Genomic DNA, 15,705 nt, shown 5'->3' with positions numbered 1-15,705 from the left:
TCCCGGGCGGTGGGGCAGGGAGGCACGGTCGTAGCTATGACAACAACAACGAATTCGACGGTGCTGATCACCGGCGCCAACAAGGGCCTCGGCTACGAAACCGCGCGCCGGCTGGCCCGCCTGGGCGCGACGGTGTGGCTGGGCGCACGCGACCCGCGGCGCGGCGCGGAAGCCGTGGCGAAGATCCACGCGGACCTGCCGGATGCCGATGTGCGGACGCTGACACTGGATGTGACCGCGGACGAGTCGGTCCGGGCCGCCTACACGAGGGTCGCCGATTCCGGCACCGGGCTCGACGTTCTGGTCAACAACGCGGGAATCGCGGGGTCGGTCACCCCGCCCGCGGAGACGGTGCCGGCGGCTTTTCTACCGGTTTTCGGCGTGAACCTGCTCGGGCCGGTACGGGTGACTCAAACCTTCCTGCCGCTGCTCCAGGAGTCGGCGGCACCCCGGCTGGTGATGGTTTCCAGCGGGTTGGGGTCGTTCGCGATGACCGCCGACCCGGAGCGGGTCGAATCGACCGTGGTCGATCTGGTGTATCCATCGTCGAAAGCGGCGCTGAACATGGTGACCACGATGTACGCGAAAGCCCTGCCGGATATCCGGGTCACCGCGGTGGACCCGGGATACACCGCGACCGGACTGAACGGGTTCTCCGGTCCGCAAACCGTCGCCGAAGGCAGCGACGCCATCGTCGAAGCCTGCACGGCAGCGGAGCCGGCAGGCGGGTTCATCTCGCGTCACGGCCCGATCCCCTGGTGATCGGCCGCGAGGGCGGCGCGGCGCCGCCCTCGCGCGCCGACGAGATTCCACGCAACGCGACCGGCAAGATCCGTAAGGTCGAACTGCGGCGCCATTCGCCTGAGCTTCCCGGGCACGGCCCGGCCTACTGCTCCCCCACGTCCCCCGAACAACTCGCGGACGCGTGCGGGCCGCTCGACGTCTGTTCGGACATCACCTTGCCGCCGACCGTGATCCGGCAGGTGATATCGCCTCCGGCGTCGCCGTTGCTCGCCGTCAGGGACACCATCTCGCCCCATCCACCGATGGTCACGTCCTTCTTCCAGGGGAGGGTGACCGCCGTTTCTTCTGTCATATCCTGGTCCCGGCCCAGGTAGGCGACCGAGGCATCGGTACCGGATCCCTCCACCTGATAGGTCACGGCGACCTCACCGCTGATGCTCTCGTCGGCCGGGTTCGCGAATACCGCGATACACCCCGCCACCACGAGCACGAACACCGCGACGATCCCACCGGCGATCCACGGCCATCTGGGCCTCTTCCGCAGCTGGTAGTAGCCCCGCGCGGACGTACCCGCGGGCGCGTACTCGCCCTGCGGTGCGCTGGGATACTGCGGCCGGTCGCCGGACGGGTTCGACAATGTGCCTCCTCTGCTCGGGGCGCCTCTCACGCCATTAGGAGGTAGATCACATTTTTCCTCAGTAATGTTACACCGCTATTTATGCAGTTCATAAACCGGATCGGTGCCCGGATTCCACCGTTCTCCGGCCGGGCGCGGCGGTCCACACCCGGACGAACACCCCGGCCTCCCCGGGCCGCGAGACAGCACAGACCGTGGACCCGCGCGCGTGCAGGTGGGAAGCTCGTAGTAACCGCGTGCCGATGCCCTAGGACGGTGAGTCATGGTGGACAGAGCGAACGGGGCACCACGACCGGCAGATATCCGGAATGTGGTGCTCGTCGGAGGTAGCGGGTCCGGGAAGACGACATTGGTCGACGCCATGGCACTCGCCGCCGGTGCGGTGAACCGGGTGGGTCGGGTCGAGGACGGGACCTCGCTCTCGGATTACGACGAAATCGAGCAGCGCCGGCACCGGTCGGTCCAACTGTCGGTGGTGCCCGTGCGGTGGGGTGGGGTGAAGGTCAACCTGATCGATACGCCGGGGTACGCGGATTTCGTGGGCGAGCTGCGGGCGGGGTTGCGGGCCGCGGACGCGGCACTGTTCGTGATGTCGGCGGCCGACGGGGTCGAGGGGGTCGGTGGGGTCTCGCGGGCGCTGTGGGAGGAATGCGCGAGCGTCGGGATGCCGCGCGCGATCGTGCTGACGCATCTCGATACGGCCCGGGCCGGTTTCGAGGAGATGACGCAGACCTGCCAGGCATTGCTCGGCGGGGATTCCGCGGAGAACGTGCTCCCGCTACATCTTCCTGTCTACGGTCCCGCCGCCGCGGACGGGCATCGGCCGGCCACCGGATTGACCGAACTGCTGGAACAGCGGGTGGCCGATTATTCGACAGGTGAGCGGAGGTGGGTGCCGGGGTCTCCGGACAATGAGGCGCTGATCGAGCAGGCCCGGGATCGGCTCATCGAGGGCATCATCGCCGAAAGCGAGGACGAAACCCTCATGGACCGCTATCTCGCGGGCGAGGCGATCGAACTCAGCACCCTGGTGACCGATCTCGAGCGCGCCGTGGTGCGTGGCAGTTTCCATCCCGTGCTGTTCGCGGCCCCGGCGGCAGGCGACGGTCACCAGGGCCTGGGCACGGTCGAGCTGCTCGATCTGGTCACCGCCGGATTCCCGACGCCGATCGAGCACGCGGTATCGGCGGTACATACGAGCGACGGTTCCGAACCCGTCACGCTGCGCTGCGATCCGGACGCGGAGCTGGCAGCCGAAGTCATCCGCACCTCCGCGGACCCGTACGTCGGCCGGATCTCGCTGGTCCGGGTGTTCTCCGGGACATTGCACGCCGACGATACGGTCCATATCCGCGGGCACGGCCGCGACGCGGACCACGCCGCCGAGGACCGGATCGGTGGCGTGACCGCACCCTTCGGGAAAGAACAGCGCCCACTCGACGAAGCAGTCGCAGGCGATATCGCCTGCGTGAGCAAACTCGGTCACGCCGAAACCGGCGATACGCTTTCCGGCACCGCGTCTCCGCTGCTGATAGAGCCGTGGCGGATGCCGGACCCGCTGCTGCCCACGGCCGTACGCGCACACAGCAAGGCCGATGAGGACAAACTCTCGCAGAGCCTGGCCCGGCTCGTGGCCGAGGATCCGGCACTGCGGGTGGAGAACAACGATCGCACCGGTCAGCTGGTGCTGTGGTCGCTCGGGGAGGCACAGCGTGATGTCGCGCTGGAACGGTTGCGCAGCCGGTACGGCGTGTCGGTGGATATCGAGGATTACCGGGTCGCGCTGCGCGAGACGTTCGCGGACAGGTCCACGGGGCGGGGGCGCCATGTCAAACAGTCCGGCGGGCACGGCCAGTACGCCGTCTGCGATATCGAGGTGGAACCGGCGGCGGAGGGTTCGGGAATCGAGTTCGTGGACAAGGTGGTCGGCGGCACGGTGCCCCGGCAGTTCATCGGTTCGGTGGAAAAGGGGGTGCGGGCCCAGGCCGCCCGCGGTGTGACAACCGGGTATCCGCTGGTCGATGTGCGGGTCACGCTGGTCGAGGGTAAGGCGCATTCGGTCGATTCCTCCGATGCCGCGTTCCAGACCGCCGGGGCTCTCGCCCTGCGCGACGCGGCGGACCGGAGCGGGACCGATCTGCTCGAACCGATCGCGCGGGTCGCGGTCCGGGTTCCCGACGAACATCTCGGCGCGGCCCTGAGCGATCTGTCCGTGCGCCGCGCCCGGATCCTGGGTACCGAACCGGCCGAGGCCGGTCGCACATCGATCCGCGCGGAGGTCCCGGAAGCCGAACTCGCGCACTACGCAGTGGACCTTCGTTCACTCACCCACGGCGTCGCACAGTTCACCCGGGAGTACCTGCGGCACGACCGGGTGCCCACCGCGCTGGCCGGCAGATTCCGCAACGGATCCGCTTCGACGACCAGCTGATCGGGCTCGCGTAACGGCATAGACCGCCTCCGCGCCGCGACCGGCCACCACCTCGTATGCGGCTCTACGGCGGACTCGCGGAGTCGATACCGCGGAGCTTGCCTTCCAGCACCGCTCGTTCCCGTTCGTTACCGCAGCGGGCCACGGCCTGCTCCAGTTCGGCACGCGCCTCGGCCGGGCGGCCCAGGCGGATGAGCAGTTCACCACGCACGCTCGGCAGCAGATGCGAATTCGCCAGCGCGTCGGCGGCCACCAGTTCGTCGACGATCCGCAGCGCGGCCGCGGGCCCATGGGCCATGGATACCGCGACGGCGCGATTCACCTCGACCACCGGCGAGGGAGCCAGCCGGCCCAGCGCCTCGTAGAGGAGCACGATTCGCGCCCAGTCGGTTTCCGCCACCGACGCCGCCACCGCGTGACATTCCGCGATCGCGGCCTGGAGACCGTAGTTGCCCAGGCCGCGGCCTGCTTTCTCGGCGCGGGCCAGCGCGGCGCGCCCCCGGGCGATCGCGGTGCGGTCCCAGCGACGGCGGTCCTGCTGCTCGAGAAGTACCGGCTCACCGTCCGGGCCGGTACGGGCGGGGAAACGCGCGGCGGTCAATTCCAGGAGCGCGAGCAGACTGTGCGCCTCCGGTTCATCCGGGACAAGCCCGGTCAGGACGCGGGCCAGACGCGCAGCCTCGCCCGCCAGGTCGATGCGGATGAGGTCGGCACCCGAACTCGCCGACGCCCCCTCGGTGAAGATCACGTACACCACCCGCAGGACCGAGGCGAGCCGGGCCGGGCGCTCCGCCGCGGACGGGACCTCGAACGCGACGCGGGCGGCGGCCAGTGTCTTCTTCGCGCGGGTGATCCGGGCCTGCACGGTGGCCGTCGGAATCAGGAAGGCGCGCGCTATCTCGTCACTGGTGAGACCGCCGACCACGCGCAGAGTGAGCGCCACCCGGGCTTCCGGCGACAACACCGGGTGGCAGGAGATGAACATCAACGCGAGCACATCGTCGTCGATTCGGTCCGGATCCCAGAGTTCCTCCCCCGCCGCGCGGACCGGATCGCTGCCCGCGGCTGTGCCGCCCTCGTCCAGGTCGCGGGCGAGGGCGGCATACCGTTCGTCGAGCGCCGCACGGCGGCGGAAACCGTCGATCGCACGTCGCCGGCCGACGGTCAGCAACCATCCGGCGGGGTTGCGGGGTACCCCTTCCCGGGGCCAGGTCACCAGGGCTTCGGCCAGCGCTTCCTGGGCGAGATCCTCGGCGAGCGCGAAATCGCCGGTGTAGCGGGCGAGCGCGCCGACGATCCGGGCGGATTCGATCCGCCATACCGCCGCGACCGCCGCGCGGCCCTCGTGATCACCCAACGATCGCTCCGGTCAGAGCTGACCGGTGGCTTCGCGCCAGGCCCGTTCTTTCTGGATCCAGATATTGTCCTGCGGGAACTCGTCGATGGTGCTGACCCGGCGGATCTCGGTTTTGAACCCCGCACCGGTCATCGGCATCCGCTTGGCCCATTCGACGGCTTCTTCCTTCGAGGCGACGTTCAGGATGTAGTAGCCGTTGAAGAGCTCCTTGGTTTCGCCGTAGGGCCCGTCGGTGACAACCGGATCCGCCGAGGAATAGTCGACGACCACGCCCTCGGCGGCATCGTCGAGACCCTCCGCGGCGAGCAGCACCCCGGCCCGGATGAGTTCGTCGTTGAACCGGCCCACCGTCTCCAGCATCTCGGTGAAGTCGGTATCGACCAGCTGAGCGAAGGCCTCGTCGGTGGCGCGCATGATCAGCATGTACTTCATGATCTGGTCTCCCTTGTGTCGTCGGATCCCCTTTCGGACCCTTCACCCATAGGTCGAACGGGACGCCCGGCGGATCGACAGTTCCGCCGGAGAATTCTCCCGAAGTATCGCGAATCGGCTCCGATTTTGCCCGCTCCTGGGAGAACGGCCTGGCCAGTGGCATAATCCTCGATCAGTACAAGGGAATCGAAGTGTGGCTATGAGGGCGTCATCAGTGATCAGTTCTCAGGGTCCGGTGTGGCGCTCCCGTCCCGAAGGGAGTTCACATGACCACCCAACCCGCGGCACAGACCCCTGCCCCCGGTAGACCCGGTACTTCCGGAGCGCACGCGGTGCCCGACGAGCAGCCGGTGAAACAGGCCGTCGCCGGCGGCACCTCGATCGCGGCGGCCGCTCTCCTGCTGGTCGCCGGATTCGTCACCCTGTTCCAGGGCATCTCGGCTGTCGCCGGTGACGAGGTCTTCATCTCCGGACCCCAGTACGTGTACGAACTGGACCTCACCAGCTGGGGCTGGGTCCATATCGTTTTCGGCATCCTGCTGATCCTCACCTCGCTGGCGCTGATGACCGGCGCTACGTGGGCGCGGATCACCGCCATAGGCCTGGCCGCGCTCTCGATCGTGGTGAATTTCCTGTGGCTGCCGTACTACCCACTGTGGTCGATCCTGATCATCGCGCTGGATATCGTGATCATCTGGGCCATCGCCACCTGGGACACCGGGCGGGCCTGAGCTCTGGGCGGCACCGGGGCCCGGCCTCGGCACGCCGGCACGGGGACGGAATGACAGGTCTGTCGTGTCGGCGTCCGGGGTACGGGTACTGCGGTGCGACCATGATCGAATGACGATTTCGGCGACGGCCGTGGACCCGGAACCGTCGGCGATCGTCTCGCTGTTCTGGATCGCGGCTGCCGCGGTGGCGGCGCCGCTGCTGTCCAGGCTGCTACGCGGGCTGATCCCCGATGTGGTGCTGTTGCTCGTACTCGGCGTCGCACTGGGGCCGCACGCCGTGGGGCTGGCAGGTACCGGCGGCGGTGTCGATCTGCTCAGCGAGCTCGGTCTCGGCATGCTGTTCCTGCTCGCCGGCTACGAACTCGACCCGAAACTGCTCGGCGGCAGGCCCGGCCGTACCGCCTGGCTGACCTGGCTCGCCGGGCTGGTACTGGCGTTGCTCCTGGTGTGGCTGGCCGCCCCCGATGCCGGGTTCACCGCCCTCATCGCTGTCGCGATCGCCCTCAGTTCCACCGCGCTCGGCACCCTGCTGCCGATCGTGAAAGAGGACGGTGTGCTCGATCAACCGCTGGGCCGCTCGGTGCTGGCGCACGGGGCGGTGGGCGAGCTGGGTCCGGTGCTGGCGATCTCGATACTGCTCACCGGGCACAATCTGCTGGCCTCGCTGGTGGTTTTGATCCTGTTCGCGGCCGCCGCGGGCGTGCTGTTGTGGGTGCCGCAGCGGATTCTGGACCGCCGGCCGGGCGCCGAACGACTGATCGCCGCGCTCGCCACCGGCACCACCCAGCTACCGGTACGACTGGTGTTCCTGCTGCTGTTGATCCTGATGACCGTCGCGGAGGTCTTCGACCTCGATGTGGTGCTCGGTGCGTTCGCGGCGGGCCTCATCCTGCGCCGGCTGATCGCCGAAACACACCCCGGGATACAGGATTCCCTGGAAACGATCGGCTACGGCGTACTCATCCCGATCTTCTTCGTCACCTCGGGGATGGGTATCGATCCCGCGGCCGTCGCCGCGGAACCCGTGATGTGGGTGATGTTCGTACTGGCGATCGGGCTCGCCCGGGGGTCGACGGTATGGTTCAGCGAACGTTTCGTCCCGCACGGAGCCAACCTGGAACGCCCCCATGAGCGAGTCCAGCTGGCGTTCTACGCGGCGACCGGATTGCCGATCATCGTCGCCGTCACCCAGGTCGCGCTGCGCGGCGAGCTGATAACCGCGGATATAGCCTCGACACTGGTCGCGGCCGGGGCGACGACCGTGCTGGTCTTCCCGCTCGCCGCCAAATGGGTGCGCGGCCGGGCCCCGGAAACCGGCGCGCGCCGGTAGCGGTTGCTGCTAGCTTCGATGCGGTGGAGTTGGGCATCTATATACCGCAGATCGTTCCGGAGTACGCACCGCTGCTCGACCTCGCGCGAACGGCAGAACGCACCGGGTTCGCCAACTTCTGGCTCTTCGACCATCTGTGGTCGCCCGGACTGCCCGAGCACCCGTCCCTCGAAGCGTGGACCGCGGCGACCGCGCTGCTCACCGGAACCACGACGTTGCGGGTCGGATCCCTGGTGTTGTGCAACAACTTCCGGCATCCGGTGGTGCTGGGCCGGATGGCCACCACGCTGGACGTGATCTCCGGCGGCAGACTCGAATTCGGGCTCGGCAGCGGATCGATCCGCGACGAGCACCTCCAGGCCGGTCTGCCCTGGGGCTCGGCCGGGGAGCGGGCCGAACGGCTGGGTGAAGCGCTGGAGATCATCACATCGATGTTCGCGCGGGAGCGCACCTCGTTCGACGGGAAGCACTATCAGGTGAGCGATATCGCCAATCTGCCCCGGCCGGTGCAATCGCCCCGGCCGCCGATCCATATCGGAGGTATCGGCCCGAAGTACACGCTTCCCTTGGTAGCGCGCTATGCCGATGTCTGGAATATCCCCACCTACGGCCTGCCGGACCATCGCCGGTCGGCCGAGTTGCTCGACGCCGAATGCCTCCGCGTCGAGCGTGACCCCGCCTCGATCCGCCGCTCCCATCAGGCGATCCTGGCGATCGCCGAGAACGACCGGGAACTCCCCGAGGTCCAGGCCAGAGCGCGACGCCATTACGGCGCCGAGGCGTTCGCGCTCGACGAGGGTTACGTCGGCACTCCGGCCATGCTGGTCGACCGGCTGGCCGAGCGGGCCGAACAGGGTATCGATTCGGTCATCTTCATGGTCGGAGCGAAACAGGCGGCCACGACCATGGAACTGTTCGCGGCAGAGGTCATGCCGCAGCTACCCGGCTGAGCCCGGGAACGCGGGCCCGAGTGGCACTATCGACCCAGCTCATTCGAGTCTTCCGGCGCGGTCGGTGAGGAGGAATTCCGACATGGCGGATGCGACCGCCTCCGGCTGGTCCAGCATGGAGAGCACGTAGGCGTCGGGGATCTCGACCAGCCGGGCCGCGGGAATCAGTTCCGCGAGACGGCGGCCGTGGTCGCGGGGCATCACCTTGCCCGCCGCCGACCACAGGATCAGCGCATCGCCGCGGAACCCGCGCAGCGCCTCGGTATGTGCGATCAACTCGTTCGCGGGGAAGCCGGATCGACCGTAGGCGAGCAGGTCGCGGCGGATACGTTCGTCGCGCAGGCCCGGTTCGGTCCAGCCGCGCACCAGGTCGTCGGGCAGCGGGTAGCGTGCCATCCAGCCGAAGAGCAACGGGGAGCGGCGCAGCCACCTGATGCGTAGTTGCCGTAGCGCCAGGGAGACCCCGCCGGGGATCCGGCAGGCGGCGGTCGCCATTTTCCCGGGTAGCCCGGGCGGGAAGTTGTCGAACGCCTCGCACGGGAGCGCGACCAGCCGGCCCACCCTGTCGTCGAGGCCGTAGGCGGTCAGGAACAGCGCGCCGCCCCAATCACTGTGCACGAGAACGACATCGTCGAGGTCCAGCGCCGCGAGGAAGTCCGCGACCAGGCGGTTGAGGCCCCGCATGCTCAGGTCCGTACCGGGTTCGAGGGGTATCGGATGCGCACCCAGCGGGAGGTCGGGCCGGATATAGCGGAATCCCGGCGGCAACAGGCCGATGATCCGGTCCCACACTGTGTGATTCATCAGCAGGCCGTGCAGCAGCACCACGGGCGGCCCCTCGCCGTGTTCCACATAGTGCATCCGACCTGCGGCCAGTTCGACTGTCGGCATCCTCCGACCCCTTTCGAGCGATCGCTCTAGAGTGATTGCTCTAGTCTGGAACAATGACCGAGAACCTGTCAACCACCGGCACCCGGGCCCGGCTGGTGACCGCGACGATCGAACTCCTGCGCACCCGCGGCTACAGCGGGACGAGCGTCAAGCAGATCAGTACGGCCGCGAACGCACCGATGGGATCGCTCTACCACCATTTCCCGGGCGGAAAACCGGAGCTCGCCGCAGCGGCCCTCCGCGATGCAGGCGTCGCGTACGGACAGCTGATCCCGCTCCTGCTCGACCCCTATCGAGACCTGCACGAGGCGATCCCCGCGGCCTTCACCACGGCCGCCGAACAGATCGAGCAGACCGGGTGGATCAATATGTGCCCGGTCGGTACCGTCGCGGGCGAAATCGCCGATGCCGAACCGGAATTGCGGACGGTGGCCGCGGAGATCATCACAGCGTGGATCGAGGACGGTACCGCGTATTTCGTCGATCGCGGCCTGTCCGGAGAAGCCGCCCGGGAACTGATTCTCGGCGTCCTCACCGCCCTGGAAGGCGCTTTCGTCCTCAGCCGGACCCTGCGCTCCACCGCCCCGCTACACGCCGCGGGCCGGGCGATGAGCGCGCGGCTGTCAGAACTTTCCCCGCGGGTCCGGGTCGGCGAATGAGCCGCCCCGGCCCGCGCCGTCGGCGAAGCGACGGGCACCGGCCGCGGCATCGGCGGTGAGCGAGATCATTCCGTGTTCCCATTCGTTGGCCAGCGCCTCTTCTTCGGTCAGGCCGTGCTGTTGCAGAAGCGAGAGCCTGTCCTGACGGGCGCAGGTCTGTGGGAAGCCGGCGATCTCGGCGGCGAGTTGTTCGGCGGCAGCGCGTTCGGTACCGGTAGGGACGACGCGATCGGCCAGCCCCATGGACAGGGCGTCCGCGGCACCGACGGGGCGGCCGGTGAGCACCATATCCATGGCCCGGCCGGTGCCGATGAGCCGGGGCAGACGTACTGTTCCGCCGTCGATGAGCGGAACGCCCCAGCGGCGGCAGAACACACCGAATACCGCGTCCTCGGCCGCGACCCGCAGATCGCACCAGATGGCCAGTTCCAGGCCCCCGGCGACGGCGTGCCCGGCGACCGCGGCGATAACAGGTTTGCCCAGACGCATCCGTGTCGGCCCCATCGGACCGCGGCCGTCGGCCGTCAGCGGATTGGATCGCTCGGTGCCGATCGCCTTGAGATCGGCTCCGGCACAGAAGGTTCCGCCCTCACCCCACAGCACGGCGACCGACGCCGATTCGTCGTTGTCGAATTCGGTGAACGCGTCGAACAGTGCGGTGCCGGTGGGGCCGTCGACCGCGTTACGGGCCTGTGGGCGCGAGAGGATCACCGTGAAAACCGGGCCGTCGCGTTCGATCCGTACCGGTGGTGTGGTCATGGGGTCTCCTCTGCTACCAGGTATCGATACCTACGCTGCGTTTGCTGTTGCGCCAGCCGTCGCGCGGCGGACTCGATCGCGCGAGCAGTGCCGCGGCGAGAACATCGCGGGTGGCGGCCGGGTCGATCACATCGTCGATCTCCAGATGGGAGGCTGTGTTGATCGCGCTGCCGTGCTGATAGGCCAGCGCCACCAGCTCGTCGAACCGGCGGGCTCGTTCGCCCGGATCAGGAATGGCGGCCAGCATATCCCGGGCCGCCAGGTGCACCGCGCCTTCGATACCCATCCCACCGAATTCGCCGGTGGGCCAGGCAACGATCATATTCGTGTTGTGGAACCCGCCCGCGGCCATCGCGAGAGCGCCGAGTCCGTATCCCTTACGCAGGACGACCGTCACCAGAGGTACCGTGAGGTGACCGCCGAGGACGAACAGGCGCGGGAAATGGCGGACCGCGGCCTGCTGTTCGGAGTCCGGTCCCACCATGAAACCCGGCGTATCGCAGAGTGATACGACAGGGAGACCGTATGCGTCGCAGAGTTGCAGGAACCGGGCGAGCTTATCGGCGCCGGGCGCGTCGATCGCGCCACCGAACAGGGCCGGGTTGTTGGCGACGACGCCGACCGGTGCACCGTCGATCCGGGCCAGCGCCGTCAGCACGGTGGGGGCGAAATCCCGGCGGAGTTCGAGAACAGAGCCGATATCGAAAATCGTGTCGAGTACGGCGCGGATGTCGTAGACACGTTTGCGATCCTCCGGGACCAGATGCCGCAACGCGCGCTGGTCGGCAACCTCACCAGCCGGTAGCGGACCCTGGAAGTACGCCAGGTACCGCTGTGCGACCGCGGTCGCTTCGGCTTCGTCCGCGACGACGATATCCACCACGCCGTTGTGGCGCTGCATATCGATAGGTCCGACTTCTTCGGGGGCGAAAACGCCGAGCCCACCACCCTCGATCATCGCCGGTCCGGCCATGCCGATGGTCGAGTTCTCGGTCGCGATGACCACATCGCAGCTACCCAGCAGGGCCGCGTTACCGGCGAAGCAGCGACCGGCGGCGATTCCGATGGTCGGCACGACGCCGCTCAGCGCGCCCATCGCGGCGAAGGTGGGATAGTGCAGGCCCGCGACCATCGGCGGATCGCTGTCGTTGGGTCGCCCGCCGCCGCCTTCGGCGAAAAGGATGACCGGATAACCATTGGTGCGTGCGAGTCGCAACAGCCGGTCGGTCTTCTGGTGGCTGAAATAGCCCTGGGTGCCTGCCAGAACCGTGTAGTCGTAGGCGAGCACAGCACAGGTGCTGCGGTCGGCGGCGAAACGGTCGCCGTTGACGCGGCCCAGACCGGTGATGATGCCGTCGGCGGGGGTCCGGGCCTCGAGGTCGGCGAGGTCGCGGCGGCCCCGCTGGGCGGCCACGGCGAATCCGCCGTACTCGACCAGCAGACCGGCGTCGGTGAGCGCGGCGATGTTCTCCCGCGCGGTCCGCATACCGAGGCGGTGACGCTTGGCCACGGCCGCGGACCGCGATTCGTCGTCGAGCGCGGCGCGACGTTCCCGGAGAGCGGCGAGGTCGGGGCGGATATGGTCCAGGGCGACAACGGATTCCGCGGCAGCGTCGGCTTCGGCGGCACCCGCGACCGGACTCAGCCGAGCGAGGATCTCCCCTTCGCCCAGGAAATCACCGACCGAGACAAGGACGGCATCGACAGTTCCGGCGCGACCGGCGGATACCGGGTAGTGCATTTTCATCGCCTCGAGCACGGCCACCGTTCGACCGGCGGCGACGACGGTACCCGGTTCGACCTCGATGGCGACCACGACGCCGGCCGTCCCGGTCCGGACCGCGCTATCGTCCCCGGTGCCGGCCGGCGGCGCGCCGGGGACGGCCGGCGGCCGGCCGGAACCGGCGGATGTGTTCCGCACCGGACCACCTCGGATAGAGGGGCCGTTCACCGCTGCGAGCTGTTCGAATTCCCTGGCCCGCGCGGCAAGCTGGGCGATACTGCGGTCGACCCAGGTCGTATCGAATTCGTGGGTGGCGAAAACCGGGTCCGCGAGTACGGCGCGCTGGAACGCGATATTGGTGGGCACCCCGGCGATGGCTGTTTCCCGCAATGCGCGGCCCGCCAGCCGGTGCGCGGCGGCGAATCCGTCGCGGTCGTGCACCACGATCTTCGCGAGCAGGGTGTCGAAACGGGGATTGACCGGCGCGCCGGCGCGGCCCGCGGTATCGACCCGGATACCGGCACCGGTGGGTAACTCGAAACCGGTGAGCGTGCCCGCGGCGGGAGCGAGTGTGCCGTCCAGCCGGACGGTTTCGGCGTTCACGCGGACCTGGATCGCGCAGCCCGACGGTTCGGCGACGGTGTCCTGGGTCAGGCCGAGTTCGGCGAGGGTGGCGCCGGCGGCAAGACGGAGCTGGGTGTGCACCAGATCCACCCCGGTAACCATTTCGGTGACGGTGTGCTCCACCTGGAGCCGCGGGTTCACCTCGAGGAAGTAGAAGGTCCCGTCGGGGAGTGCGAGGAATTCCACGGTAGCCACGCCGTGCAACCCGGCGGCACGAGCCAGTCGCACCGCCGCGGCGAGCATCCGCGCACGGGCGTCATCGGCGAGAGCGGTGCTCGGTGCGATCTCCACGAGTTTCTGCTGTCTGCGCTGCACTGTGCAGTCGCGATCCCAGAGATGGACCACTGCCCCGGTGCCGTCGCCCACCACCTGAACTTCCAGGTGCCGGGCTTCGCTCAGCAATAGTTCGATGTACAGGTCCGCGACGCCGAAGGCGCTCGTCGCCTCGGCCCGGCACTGCTCGAACGCCTCCGGTAACTGCTCGGCGGTGCGCACCACGCGGGTGCCGCGCCCGCCGCCACCGGCCAGCGCCTTCACCATCACCGGGGCGTTCCGATCGGCCAGGAAGTCGGTCATCTCCGCCAGCGAGGTCGGGCCGGTGGTGCCGGGCAGGACCGGCACCTCATGGTCCATCGCCAGCCGCCGGGCGCGGCCCTTGTCACCGAACAACTCCAGCGTTTCCGCCGCCGGGCCGACGAACGTGATCTCCGCTTTCCGGCAGGCACGCGCGAAATCCTGGCTTTCCGAAAGGAATCCGTAGCCCGGATGTATCGCTGTCGCGCCCGATTCGGCCGCGGCCGCGACGAGCGCATCGATATCGAGGTAGGCGGCCGGCCCGGTGCCGGGCAGCACCAGCAGTTCATCGCAGCGATCCGCGTGCAGCGCACCTTCGTCGTCCTGCGACCGCACTCCGACGGTCGCGATTCCCAGCGACTGCGCGGCGCGAAAGACTCGCAGGGCGATCTCGCCGCGGTTGGCGACCAGAACCTTGCCCAGCTCTGTGCTCATCGGTCCTCGAACCTCCACTCCCGCCCGGCGCCGCGGGCCGCATCCGACGCTACCCGGGCACAACCCGGCACCGGGCCTTCACCGTGGCCGGACGGGCCGAACGCCGCGCTCCGCGCCGCAGCCCCCGGCAGACCGGACCTATTTCTGTCCGGTCCCGCCCGTACCGACACCCTTCACCGCGGCCCGGTCCATGAATCCGAACAGGTACCCGGCCACTCGGCGCATCTGGATCTCCTCCGCGCCTTCGGTGATGCGATAGCGGCGGTGGTGGCGGTAGATATGCTCGAACGGCGTGTAGCGGGAGTAGCCGAGGCCGCCGTGCACCTGCATGGCCCGATCGGCGGCCTCGCAGCAGAGCCGGTTGGCCCAGTAGTTGCACATCGATACCTGCTCCGACACCGCGAACGTGCCGTATTTGTCCATCGACCAGGCGGTCTTGTGTACCAGCGCGCGCAGCATCTCGCACTGGGTATGCAGTTCGACGAGCTGGAACTGGATGGCCTGGTTCGACGACAGCGGTTTTCCGAACGGTTTGCGTTCGTTCGCGTAGGCCACCGCGCGGTCCACACAATACTGCGCGGCGCCGAGGCTGGACGCGGCCTGCCGGATGCGGTTCTCGTTGAAGAAATGCTGGACAACCGCCAGGCCGCGACCCTCCTGCCCGAAGATCGCCGCGTCCGGTACCCGGACATCGGTGAGCGATATCCGCGCGTGGTCGGTGGGCATATTGAAGGTCCACAGGTATTCCTCGACCGTGAAGCCGGCGGTGTCGGTGGGCACGAGGAACGCCGTGATACCGCGACCGTCCCCGGCTTTACCCGAGGTGCGGGCGAAGATGAGGTCGGCGTCGGCGATATGCACGCCGGTGTTCCAGGTCTTGGTTCCGTTGATCACCCAGTCGTCGCCGTCGCGCACAGCGGTGGTTTCCATATGGGTGGCGTCGGAGCCGTGTTCGGGTTCGGTGATACCGAAGGCGAAGAACCGGGTACCGGCGGCGAGGCCGTCGACCCATTGTTCTTTCTGTGCGTCCGAGCCGTATTCCAGCATCAGCAGCAAACCGACGTTGTTGGCGACGACGGCGTGCTCGTTCTGCAGATCGCAGTGCAGGCCCAGGCCGCGCCGGGCGAGATGTTCCCGGATCACCGCCATACCCAGATTGGTGCCGTCGCGGCCGCCGAATTCCTTCGGGAAGGCGTAACGGTAATGACCGGCGGCGTCGGCGCGGCGGCGGGATTCGGCCAGTAGCGCTTCCCATTCCGCGGTGGGCAGGCCGTCGCGATCCCAGTCGGTGCGGGCGTCCTCGCGGCGGTGGTCGAAGAACCGGATATTGTCGTCGGACTGTTCGAGAGGTTCGATCTCACGCTCGATGAATTCGTCGAGTTCGCTCAGATACGCGCTCAGTTCGGCGGGCAGCTCGAAATCCACGGTG

The 15,705-nt window shown here is 68.3% G+C and carries 13 protein-coding genes; 6 read left to right on the top strand and 7 right to left on the bottom strand.

Features of this window, described 5'->3' with window-relative positions; translation table 11 throughout:
* Window positions 1-36: 36 nt before the first annotated feature.
* Complete coding sequence (locus ABZ827_RS14780) at window positions 37-762, top strand: SDR family NAD(P)-dependent oxidoreductase (RefSeq protein ID WP_357237153.1); 726 nt, start codon at window positions 37-39, stop codon at window positions 760-762.
* A gap of 124 nt (window positions 763-886) precedes the next feature.
* Here the strand turns inward: ABZ827_RS14780 and ABZ827_RS14775 are convergent, their stop codons facing one another.
* Window positions 887-1,381 carry an MmpS family transport accessory protein gene (locus ABZ827_RS14775; protein ID WP_357237151.1) on the bottom strand — a complete coding sequence of 165 codons (495 nt, stop codon included), beginning with the start codon at window positions 1,379-1,381 and terminating at the stop codon, window positions 887-889.
* A 262-nt stretch (window positions 1,382-1,643) separates the two neighbouring features.
* Between ABZ827_RS14775 and ABZ827_RS14770 the strand changes: the two genes are divergently transcribed.
* On the top strand, window positions 1,644-3,812 hold the full coding sequence (locus tag ABZ827_RS14770; protein ID WP_357237149.1) for an elongation factor G-like protein EF-G2: 2,169 nt from the start codon (window positions 1,644-1,646) through the stop codon (window positions 3,810-3,812).
* Window positions 3,813-3,876: 64 nt separating this feature from the next.
* On the opposite strand, the gene ABZ827_RS14765 is transcribed toward ABZ827_RS14770, so the two are convergent.
* Both ABZ827_RS14765 and ABZ827_RS14760 read right to left on the bottom strand, forming a co-directional pair.
* The gene (locus ABZ827_RS14765; protein ID WP_357237148.1) at window positions 3,877-5,169 is read right to left on the bottom strand and encodes a sigma-70 family RNA polymerase sigma factor; all 1,293 of its coding nucleotides are present in this window, start codon (window positions 5,167-5,169) and stop codon (window positions 3,877-3,879) included.
* A 12-nt stretch (window positions 5,170-5,181) separates the two neighbouring features.
* On the bottom strand, window positions 5,182-5,601 hold the full coding sequence (locus ABZ827_RS14760) for a YciI family protein (protein ID WP_357237146.1): 420 nt from the start codon (window positions 5,599-5,601) through the stop codon (window positions 5,182-5,184).
* A 266-nt stretch (window positions 5,602-5,867) separates the two neighbouring features.
* Between ABZ827_RS14760 and ABZ827_RS14755 the strand changes: the two genes are divergently transcribed.
* The 3 genes from ABZ827_RS14755 to ABZ827_RS14745 all read left to right on the top strand — a co-directional run bounded on the left by ABZ827_RS14755 (window position 5,868) and on the right by ABZ827_RS14745 (window position 8,612).
* Window positions 5,868-6,332: a hypothetical protein gene (locus tag ABZ827_RS14755; RefSeq protein ID WP_357237144.1), complete on the top strand. Its 465-nt coding sequence runs from the start codon at window positions 5,868-5,870 to the stop codon at window positions 6,330-6,332.
* Between the two features lie 109 nt (window positions 6,333-6,441).
* Window positions 6,442-7,662: a cation:proton antiporter gene (locus tag ABZ827_RS14750; RefSeq protein WP_357237142.1), complete on the top strand. Its 1,221-nt coding sequence runs from the start codon at window positions 6,442-6,444 to the stop codon at window positions 7,660-7,662.
* 23 nt (window positions 7,663-7,685) lie between these two features.
* The gene (locus tag ABZ827_RS14745; protein ID WP_357237140.1) at window positions 7,686-8,612 is read left to right on the top strand and encodes an LLM class flavin-dependent oxidoreductase; all 927 of its coding nucleotides are present in this window, start codon (window positions 7,686-7,688) and stop codon (window positions 8,610-8,612) included.
* Between the two features lie 39 nt (window positions 8,613-8,651).
* On the opposite strand, the gene ABZ827_RS14740 is transcribed toward ABZ827_RS14745, so the two are convergent.
* Window positions 8,652-9,503: an alpha/beta fold hydrolase gene (locus ABZ827_RS14740; protein WP_357237138.1), complete on the bottom strand. Its 852-nt coding sequence runs from the start codon at window positions 9,501-9,503 to the stop codon at window positions 8,652-8,654.
* 53 nt (window positions 9,504-9,556) lie between these two features.
* Between ABZ827_RS14740 and ABZ827_RS14735 the strand changes: the two genes are divergently transcribed.
* On the top strand, window positions 9,557-10,162 hold the full coding sequence (locus ABZ827_RS14735) for a TetR/AcrR family transcriptional regulator (protein WP_357237136.1): 606 nt from the start codon (window positions 9,557-9,559) through the stop codon (window positions 10,160-10,162).
* On the opposite strand, the gene ABZ827_RS14730 is transcribed toward ABZ827_RS14735, so the two are convergent.
* From ABZ827_RS14730 to ABZ827_RS14720, 3 genes are all read right to left on the bottom strand, one after another.
* Window positions 10,127-10,921: a crotonase/enoyl-CoA hydratase family protein gene (locus tag ABZ827_RS14730; protein ID WP_357237134.1), complete on the bottom strand. Its 795-nt coding sequence runs from the start codon at window positions 10,919-10,921 to the stop codon at window positions 10,127-10,129. The genes ABZ827_RS14735 and ABZ827_RS14730 overlap by 36 nt on opposite strands.
* Before the next feature lie 13 nt (window positions 10,922-10,934).
* On the bottom strand, window positions 10,935-14,276 hold the full coding sequence (locus ABZ827_RS14725; RefSeq protein WP_357237132.1) for a carboxyl transferase domain-containing protein: 3,342 nt from the start codon (window positions 14,274-14,276) through the stop codon (window positions 10,935-10,937).
* A 138-nt stretch (window positions 14,277-14,414) separates the two neighbouring features.
* Window positions 14,415-15,701 carry an acyl-CoA dehydrogenase family protein gene (locus ABZ827_RS14720; RefSeq protein ID WP_357237130.1) on the bottom strand — a complete coding sequence of 429 codons (1,287 nt, stop codon included), beginning with the start codon at window positions 15,699-15,701 and terminating at the stop codon, window positions 14,415-14,417.
* Between the last annotated feature and the right edge of the window lie 4 nt (window positions 15,702-15,705).

Origin of the sequence: Nocardia sp. NPDC019395, from assembly GCF_040632335.1 — a bacterium.
Lineage (GTDB): Bacteria > Actinomycetota > Actinomycetes > Mycobacteriales > Mycobacteriaceae > Nocardia.
This window is presented reverse-complemented; position numbering and strand designations above follow the sequence as displayed.

Coding starts and splice junctions, on each gene's coding strand:
- ABZ827_RS14725 (WP_357237132.1), bottom strand. CDS start 14,276: ATGAGCACAGAGCTGGGCAAGGTTCTGGTCGCCAACCGCGGCGAGATC.
- ABZ827_RS14780 (WP_357237153.1), top strand. CDS start 37: ATGACAACAACAACGAATTCGACGGTGCTGATCACCGGCGCCAACAAG.
- ABZ827_RS14755 (WP_357237144.1), top strand. CDS start 5,868: ATGACCACCCAACCCGCGGCACAGACCCCTGCCCCCGGTAGACCCGGT.
- ABZ827_RS14730 (WP_357237134.1), bottom strand. CDS start 10,921: ATGACCACACCACCGGTACGGATCGAACGCGACGGCCCGGTTTTCACG.
- ABZ827_RS14760 (WP_357237146.1), bottom strand. CDS start 5,601: ATGAAGTACATGCTGATCATGCGCGCCACCGACGAGGCCTTCGCTCAG.
- ABZ827_RS14770 (WP_357237149.1), top strand. CDS start 1,644: ATGGTGGACAGAGCGAACGGGGCACCACGACCGGCAGATATCCGGAAT.
- ABZ827_RS14735 (WP_357237136.1), top strand. CDS start 9,557: ATGACCGAGAACCTGTCAACCACCGGCACCCGGGCCCGGCTGGTGACC.
- ABZ827_RS14750 (WP_357237142.1), top strand. CDS start 6,442: ATGACGATTTCGGCGACGGCCGTGGACCCGGAACCGTCGGCGATCGTC.
- ABZ827_RS14740 (WP_357237138.1), bottom strand. CDS start 9,503: ATGCCGACAGTCGAACTGGCCGCAGGTCGGATGCACTATGTGGAACAC.